Annotated in this window: 7 protein-coding genes and 1 other RNA gene; all 8 read right to left on the bottom strand. The window is 59.6% G+C overall.

Going from position 1 to position 7,800, the window contains the following annotated elements; genetic code table 11:
* The coding region (gene mraY / locus ACIP66_RS27840) for a phospho-N-acetylmuramoyl-pentapeptide-transferase (RefSeq protein WP_400652406.1) at nucleotides 1-952 on the bottom strand (952 nt) is incomplete at its 3' end.
* Complete coding sequence (gene murF / locus ACIP66_RS27835) at nucleotides 952-2,319, bottom strand: UDP-N-acetylmuramoyl-tripeptide--D-alanyl-D-alanine ligase (protein WP_400652403.1); 1,368 nt, start codon at nucleotides 2,317-2,319, stop codon at nucleotides 952-954. The genes murF and mraY, both read right to left, overlap by 1 nt.
* Nucleotides 2,312-3,775: a UDP-N-acetylmuramoyl-L-alanyl-D-glutamate--2,6-diaminopimelate ligase gene (locus ACIP66_RS27830; protein ID WP_212545539.1), complete on the bottom strand. Its 1,464-nt coding sequence runs from the start codon at nucleotides 3,773-3,775 to the stop codon at nucleotides 2,312-2,314. The genes murF and ACIP66_RS27830 overlap by 8 nt, the downstream gene beginning before the upstream one ends.
* Nucleotides 3,775-5,514 (bottom strand): peptidoglycan D,D-transpeptidase FtsI family protein, encoded by a 1,740-nt coding sequence (locus tag ACIP66_RS27825; RefSeq protein ID WP_400652408.1) that lies wholly within the window; start codon nucleotides 5,512-5,514, stop codon nucleotides 3,775-3,777. Before ACIP66_RS27825 ends, ACIP66_RS27830 begins: the two co-directional genes overlap by 1 nt.
* Entirely contained in the window at nucleotides 5,514-5,807 is a 294-nt protein-coding gene (ftsL, locus tag ACIP66_RS27820; protein ID WP_053123650.1) for a cell division protein FtsL, read from the bottom strand. Before ftsL ends, ACIP66_RS27825 begins: the two co-directional genes overlap by 1 nt.
* Nucleotides 5,804-6,751 (bottom strand): 16S rRNA (cytosine(1402)-N(4))-methyltransferase RsmH, encoded by a 948-nt coding sequence (gene rsmH, locus ACIP66_RS27815; RefSeq protein ID WP_008082779.1) that lies wholly within the window; start codon nucleotides 6,749-6,751, stop codon nucleotides 5,804-5,806. Before rsmH ends, ftsL begins: the two co-directional genes overlap by 4 nt.
* Nucleotides 6,748-7,203, bottom strand: coding sequence for a division/cell wall cluster transcriptional repressor MraZ (gene mraZ, locus ACIP66_RS27810; protein ID WP_008147486.1), 456 nt, complete (start codon nucleotides 7,201-7,203; stop codon nucleotides 6,748-6,750). Before mraZ ends, rsmH begins: the two co-directional genes overlap by 4 nt.
* Before the next feature lie 402 nt (nucleotides 7,204-7,605).
* Nucleotides 7,606-7,800, bottom strand: an RNA gene (gene rnpB, locus ACIP66_RS27805) — RNase P RNA component class A; the annotation flags it as partial.

The raw sequence follows: 7,800 nt of genomic DNA, 5'->3' as shown, positions 1-7,800 counted from the left end.
AAAGAAAACCCATAAGATAAAAACAACAAACAATAATGACGACTGACAGGGTTTCCATCACGAACACGCCGCCCATGATGAACAGGACGATTTCCTGACGGACGATCACCGCGATGGTGCCCAGTGCCGCGCCGAGTGCCAGGGCACCGACGTCGCCCATGAACACTTGCGCTGGATAGGTGTTGAACCAGAGGAAGCCCAATCCGGCGCCAATCAGCGCGCCGCAGAACACGATCAGTTCGCCCGCGCCCGGCACATAAGGGATCAGCAGGTATTCAGCGAATTTCACGTTACCCGACAGGTAGCAGAAGATGCCCAGGCCGCCGCCGACCATCACGGTGGGCATGATCGCCAGACCGTCGAGGCCGTCAGTCAGGTTGACCGCGTTGCTCGAACCGACGATCACAAAATAAGTCAGCACGATGAAGCCCAGGCCCAGCGGAATGCTGTAGTCCTTGAGCATCGGCAGGATCAGCGTGGTTTCCACCGGGGTGGACGCGGTCATATAAAGGAAGATCGCCGCGCCGAGGCCGAACACCGACTGCCAGAAATACTTCCAGCGGCTCGGCAAGCCACGGGAGTTCTTCTCGATGACTTTGCGGTAATCGTCGACCCAGCCGATGGCGCCGAACAGCAGGGTCACCAGCAACACAGTCCAGACGTAGCGGTTGCTCAAGTCAGCCCAAAGCAACGTGCTGACGCCGATCGAAGACAGAATCAGTGCGCCGCCCATGGTCGGGGTGCCCGACTTGGACAGGTGCGATTGCGGGCCGTCGTTACGCACGGATTGACCGATCTGACGGTTCTGCAGGGTGCGGATCATCCACGGGCCATAGCACAGCGACAAAACCAGCGCGGTCAGCACACCGAGAATCCCGCGCAGGGTCAGGTACTGAAAGACCGCGAAGCCTTTGTAGAACTGTTGCAGATACTCCGCTAGCAGCAGCAGCATTAATGTTTCTCCAGACTGGATCCGCACAGAGCCGCAACGATGTTTTCCATCGCTGCACTGCGCGAACCCTTGATCAAAATAGTGGTGTTTGTGTCCTGCTCGGCGTCGAGGGCCTGGATCAGCTCGGCTTGCGTGCCGAAGTGATGCGCCTGTTCACCGAATGCGTTGACGGCGTGAACCATGTTTGGCCCGACGGCGTAAAGCGCGGAAACCTTGCCCCGGGCGTACTCGCCCACGTCGCGGTGCCCCTGCTCCGCCCAATCGCCCAACTCGCCGATATCCCCGAGCACCAGGACGGTGCGGCCGGAAAAGCCGGCGAGTATATCAACGGCCGCGCACATCGAGGTGGGGTTTGCGTTGTAAGTGTCATCGATCACGCGCATGCCGTTCTTCGCCAGTTGCGCGACGGTGCGACCCTTGACCGGTTGCACCGCGCCAAGGCCGGTGGCGATGCCGAACAGCGACACGCCCAAGGCGTGCGCGGCAGCGGCGGCGGCCATGGAATTGGCGACGTTATGGGTGCCGAGCAGGTTCAGTTGAACGCGCTCGACACCTTCAGGTGTGTGCAGATTGAAGGCCGGGCAACCACGGGCATCGGTGGTCAGGTCGCTTGCGTAAAAGTCCGCCTGCGTGTTGCTCAGGGCAAAGGTCAACACCTTGCGACCGGCAGCGCGGGTCTTCCAGATACCGAAAGCCTTGTCATCGAGGTTGAGCACGGCGATGCCATCGGCCGCCAGCCCTTCGATGATTTCGCCTTTGGCTTCGACGATTTTTTCCGGGCCGCCGAACTCACCGACGTGAGCGGTGCCGGCATTGTTCAGAATCGCTACGTGCGGCTTGGTCAGCCCGACGGTGTAGGCGATTTCACCCAGACGCGAGGCGCCCAGTTCGATCACGGCCGAGGTGTGTTCCGCGGCCAGTTCGATCAAGGTCAGCGGTACGCCGAGGTCGTTGTTCAGGTTGCCGCGAGTCGCCAGCACCGGGCCGCGCGTGCGCAGAATGCTTGCGAGCATTTCCTTGACCGTGGTTTTGCCGCTGGAACCGGTCACCGCCGCTACAGGCTGAGTGAACGCGGCGCGATTCAAGGCGCCTAACTGGCCAAGGGCCTGACGGGTGTCCTTGACCAGCAATTGCGGCAAGGTGCTGTCGGCGACTTCACGCTCGACCAGCGCAGCCACCGCGCCTTTGGCGGCGACGTCATTCAAATAGTCATGACCGTCGAAACGCGGGCCGGTCAGCGCAATAAACAGTTGGCCTGGCTGGATCGCACGGCTGTCGATGCTGACGCCGTCGAAGCTGGCATCGCCGGCGATCAAACGGGCATCGAGGGCGTTAGTCAGTTCGCTGAGTTTCAGGGCCTTAAGCATGGGCCACCTCCCAAGCGGTCAGGGCGTGATCAGCCTCGACCAAGTCGGAGAAAGCGTGGCGCTCGCCGTTGATTTCCTGATAGTCCTCGTGACCTTTACCGGCCAGGACGATCACGTCATCGGCCGACGCGCCGGCAATCAGTTGTGCAATCGCCTGACCACGGCCAGCAACGAAGGTGACTTTATCCACAGCCGTGAAACCGGCGCGGATGTCATCGAAAATCACTGCCGGATCTTCAGTACGCGGGTTGTCGTCGGTGACCAGCACCTGATCGGCCAGACGCTCGACCACTTCAGCCATCAACGGACGCTTGCCGCGATCACGGTCACCGCCGCAGCCGAACAGGCACAGCAGTTGACCTTTGACGTGCGGGCGCAGCGCGGTCAGTACTTTTTCCAATGCGTCCGGGGTGTGGGCGTAATCGACCACCACCAACGGTTGCGTGCCACCGCCAAGACGCTGCATGCGCCCGGCTGGACCTTCGAGTTTCGGCAGCACTTTGAGAATTTCGTCGAGCGCGTAATCCAGACCGAGCAATGCGCCGACCGCAGCCAGCACGTTGCTCAGGTTGAAGCGACCGAGCAGCGTGCTGCGCAGATGATGTTCGCCCTGCGGCGTGACCAATGTGGCGCGCACACCGTGGTCGTCGAACTGCGCTTCGCGGCAATACAAATAGGCGCTGCTGTCGAGCAGGCTATAGGTGATCAAGCGCGACTCACGTTTTTCAGCGGCCAGTTGCCGGCCAAAATCATCGTCGAGGTTGACCACGCGGCACTTCAGATCATTCCAGGCGAACAGCTTAGCCTTGGCCTCAGCGTACGCCTGCATGGTGCCGTGATAATCCAGATGATCACGGGACAGGTTGGTCATCACCGCGACGTCGAACGCCAGTGCAGTGACGCGGCCCTGATCCAGACCATGGGACGAGACTTCCATGGCCACGGCTTTGGCGCCGGCCTTTTTCAGGTCGCCCAATGTCGCTTGCACGGCAATCGGATTTGGCGTGGTGTGCAGACCGCTTTCCAGTGCGCCATAGAAGCCGGAACCCAGCGTGCCGACGATGCCGCAATGTTGACCGAGCAGATCCAGCGCCTGCGCAACCAGTTGGGTCACGCTGGTTTTACCGTTGGTGCCGGTCACGCCCACCAGGTTCAGGTGATGACTTGGCTCACCGTAAAAACGCCCGGCGATGTCCGACAGTTGCGCAGCCAGGCCTTTGACCGGGATCAGCGGCACGTCGGTGATCGGCAGCACAGTGGCGCCTTCGACTTCATAAGCTACAGCGGCAGCACCGCGTTGCAATGCATCAGCGATGTGCGCACGGCCATCGAATTTGCCGCCCGGCACGGCGAGGAACAGATCGCCAGCGCGTACGTTACGGCTGTCCAGCGCCAATTCACGGATCAACAGATCGTGGCCGGCGTGGGGGAATATCTTGTTCAGACTTAATGACATCAGCCGCGCCCTCCATTGGCTTTCAGCGGTATGACCGGGGTGGCGTTGGCCTGTTGTGTCGCCGGCAGATTGTCCGGGGTCACGTTCATCAGACGCAGGGTGCCGGACATCACGCGGCTGAACACTGGCGCCGATACCAGACCACCGAAGTAGCCGGCCTTGCTTGGTTCGTCGATCACCACAACGATGGCGTAACGCGGATCGCTCATCGGGCCGAAACCGGCGAACAGCGAGCGATAGGAGTTTTCGGCGTAGCCCTTGGTGCCCACCGATGTTTTACGTGCAGTACCCGACTTGCCGGCCACGTGATACGCCGGCACCTGCGCACGGAATACACCGCGCGGTGCCTCAATCACTTGGGTGAGCATGCCTTGCATGGTTTTCGCCACAGCTTCCGGCAGCACTTGCGTGGTCTGCGGCGGCTTGTCGGTTTTGATCAGGGTCAGCGGCGCGAGACGACCGTTGTTGGCCAGTGCCGAGAACGCGTGCACCAACTGAATCGCGGTCACGGAAATACCGTAGCCGTAAGACAGGGTTGCGGTTTCAGCCTTGCGCCACTCGCGATAATTCGGCAGGTTGCCGACGCGCTCGCCCGGGAAGCCGAGGCCGGTGTCCTGGCCGAGGCCGACTTTCTGCGCGAGGCGATAAATGGTTTCGCCGCCGATATCGAACGCGACCTTACTCATGCCGACGTTACTGGAATTGATCAGGATGCCGGTCATGTCCAGCACCGGGCCTTCGGTTCTCGAAACGTCTTTGATGGTGTACTTGCCAATCTGCAAAGTACCCGGATACACCTCAACGGTGTCGGTCGGTTTCCAGCGGCCGGATTCGATCGCGGCGCTCATCGAGATGGCTTTCATGGTCGAACCCGGCTCGAACACGTCGATCATCGCGCGGTTACGCATCATTGCCGGTTGCAGGTTGCGACGGTTGTTCGGGTTGTAGGTCGGCTGGTTGACCATGGCGAGGATCTCGCCGGTCTTCACGTCCATGATCACCAGACTGCCGGCCTTGGCGCCGTTTTCGATGATTGCGTTACGCAACTCGCGGTTGGCCAGGTATTGCAGACGCAGGTCAATGGACAACGCCAAGGGCTTGCCGGCCTTGGCGTTTTTGGTGACCTGGACATCCTTGATCAGCCGACCGCGCCGATCCTTGATGACCTGCCGTTTGCCCGGCACACCGGCGAGCCACTCGTCGTAGGCGAGTTCGACGCCTTCACGACCGTGGTCGTCGATGTCGGTAAAGCCAACCATGTGCGCAGTGACTTCACCGGCCGGATAGAAGCGGCGGAATTCTTCGATGCCGTAAACGCCTGGCACTTTCAGATCAAGCACAGCCTGGCCCTGCTCGGGGGTCAGCCCGCGCACCAGGTAGATGAATTCTTTGTTGGCCTGAGCTTCGAGACGCTCGGTCAGGGCTTTCGGATCCTGCCCCAGGGCTGCCGCCAGTGCCGGCCATTTCTCTTTGGCCGACTGCATTTCCTTGGCGTTGGCCCACAGGGTGGTCACCGGCGTACTGACGGCCAAAGGCTCGCCGTTACGGTCGGTGATCAGACCACGGTGAGCCGGAATCGGGATGTGACGCAGACTGCGTGCGTCGCCCTGACCTTTGAGGAAGTCACGGTCAACCACTTGCAGGTCGATGATGCGCCAGCAGATCGCCGCAACCATTATGCCGAGCAGCGCCACCATCAGGCGGAAGCGCCACGGGAAGAGTGCGCCTTCGAGTTTCATCATGGCGCCACCATCTTCACGTCAGCCGCGCCCGGAATGTGCATTTTCAATTGTTCGCTGGCCAGCACTTCGATCCGGCTGTGCGCGGTCCAGGTGCTTTGTTCAAGAATCAAACGGCCCCACTCGGCCTGCGCCTTGTCGCGCACGCTGAGTTCGTTATAAAGATTGTTGAGCAACTGGCGGTTCCAGTGCGCGCTGTAAGACACGCCGATGGCCGACACGAGCACGCCGATAAACAGCAGCAGCATCAGAAAGCTGCCGCCAGGCAATGGCTTGGCGAAAAGCTTGCTCACCGCAACTTCTCCGCGACGCGCATGACGGCGCTACGGGAACGTGGGTTGGCTTTGAGTTCGGCGTCGGAGGCCGTCTGCGCTTTGCCATGGACTTTGATTTTCGGCTCGAACGCTACGTGACGAACCGGCAGGTTGCGCGGCAGGTTGTCGGCTTCGCCTTTCACCAGTTTGCGCATGAAGAGTTTGACGATGCGGTCTTCCAGCGAGTGGAAGCTGATTACCACCAGACGCCCACCGATTTCCAGTGCGTCCAGCGCGGCTTCGAGGCCGGCTTCCAGATCGCCCAGTTCGTTGTTGACGTGAATGCGCAAACCCTGGAACGCACGGGTGGCCGGGTTTTTACCCTTTTCCCACGCCGGGTTGGCGACCTTGAGCACTTCGGCCAGATCGGCGGTGCGCTCGAACGGTTTGATATCGCGACGTTCGGCAACGGCGCGAGCCATGCGACCGGAGAAACGTTCTTCGCCGTATTCCTTGAACACCCGGGCGATTTCTTCGGCCGGTGCGGTGTTGACGAATTCGGCAGCGCTGATGCCACGGGACGGATCCATGCGCATGTCCAGCGGACCGTCGTTGAGGAAACTGAAGCCGCGTTCAGCGTCGTCGAGCTGCGGCGAAGAGACGCCGAGGTCGAGCAGAATGCCGCTGACCTTGCCGCTCAGACCCTGTTCGGCAACCACCGAACCGAGCTCGGCAAAGCTGCGCTGCACAACGACAAAGCGGCCGTCTTCGGCCGCTAGCGTTTGCCCGGTGGCAATCGCTTGTGGATCTTTGTCGAATCCGATGAGACGACCATCTGTTCCGAGCTGGCTGAGGATCAGCCGGCTGTGTCCGCCGCGACCGAACGTACCGTCCAGATAGCATCCATCAGGACGTACGGCGAGAGCCTCCACGGCTTCGTCGAGCAGTACGGTGATGTGGTTAAAGCCGCTATCAATAGTCACAGGATCAAATCACGCAGTTCATCAGGCATGGCGCCCGGTTGTTGAATAGCAGCAAGGTCAGCGGCAGATACCGCGTCCCATGCATCCTCGTCCCACAATTGGAACTTGTTCAGTTGGCCTACCAGCATCGCGCGCTTATCGAGCTTGGCGTATTCGCGCAGACGCGGTGGAACCAGAAAACGACCACTGCCATCGAGTTCGAGATCGACGGCATTACCAATCAATAAACGTTGCAGGCGACGGTTCTCTTCGCGAAGCGAAGGAAGTGCGCGCAACTTGGTTTCAATAATTTCCCACTCATCGAGCGGATAGACACACAGGCATGGATCAACGGCATCAATGGTCACGATCAATTGGCCGGAACTACGCGAAACGAGCTCGTCGCGGTACCGGCTCGGCATAGCGAGACGGCCCTTTGCATCGAGACTGATAGCGTTAGCTCCGCGAAACACGTCAGCGTTTCTCCAATTTTTATCGTTTTGAGCTCAAAAAACCCACTTCATGCCACTTTCCGCCACTTGCGCACACTATAGGAATGCGCCCACCACACCGTCAAGGCGCGGAGTAAAGGAAAACCCTTACAGAACGGAGATTTAGGAACATAAAAGGAGGGGTAACGACAAATTGGCGGATAGTTTTGACCAATAACTTGATGCAGCACTGGAAGCTGCGCTCGGAAGTTAAAGTAATTTGTTAAGAGTAAGATTTTTTCGGTATTACAAAAGCGCTTCTGCTGTTGATTGAAGCACGGTGGGAAATGGCTATTACTGCGTTTGCCGCTGCCGGACTTTCAGAGCAGGTCTGCTGATATTACACAGCCCTGTTGCTATTGATTCAAGCAGGGAAAGAAAAAGGTGGAGAGTCGATCTGTAAGCCGGGTTCTGTCTTGAACAGTCATTCGTCTACGATGGCCATCACTGGACATCTTTAGCAACCTACCCGGTCCCAGCGCGGGCCACGCCTTGGGACCCTAGTTGGTCTTGCTCCACGTGGGGTTTACCTAGCCACGAACTGTTGCCAGACGTGCGGTGCGCTCTTACCGCACCTTT

Source organism: Pseudomonas sp. NPDC088429 (assembly GCF_044753305.1).
GTDB classification, from domain to species: Bacteria; Pseudomonadota; Gammaproteobacteria; order Pseudomonadales; family Pseudomonadaceae; genus Aquipseudomonas; species Aquipseudomonas rustica.
Note: the sequence above shows the minus strand (reverse complement) of the source record. Positions and strands in the feature narration are given on the sequence as shown.

Bases quoted from the DNA above. Each gene is read 5' to 3' on its own strand.
- murF (WP_400652403.1), bottom strand. From the start codon at position 2,319: ATGCTTAAGGCCCTGAAACTCAGCGAACTGACTAACGCCCTCGATGCC.
- ACIP66_RS27830 (WP_212545539.1), bottom strand. From the start codon at position 3,775: ATGTCATTAAGTCTGAACAAGATATTCCCCCACGCCGGCCACGATCTG.
- ACIP66_RS27825 (WP_400652408.1), bottom strand. From the start codon at position 5,514: ATGAAACTCGAAGGCGCACTCTTCCCGTGGCGCTTCCGCCTGATGGTG.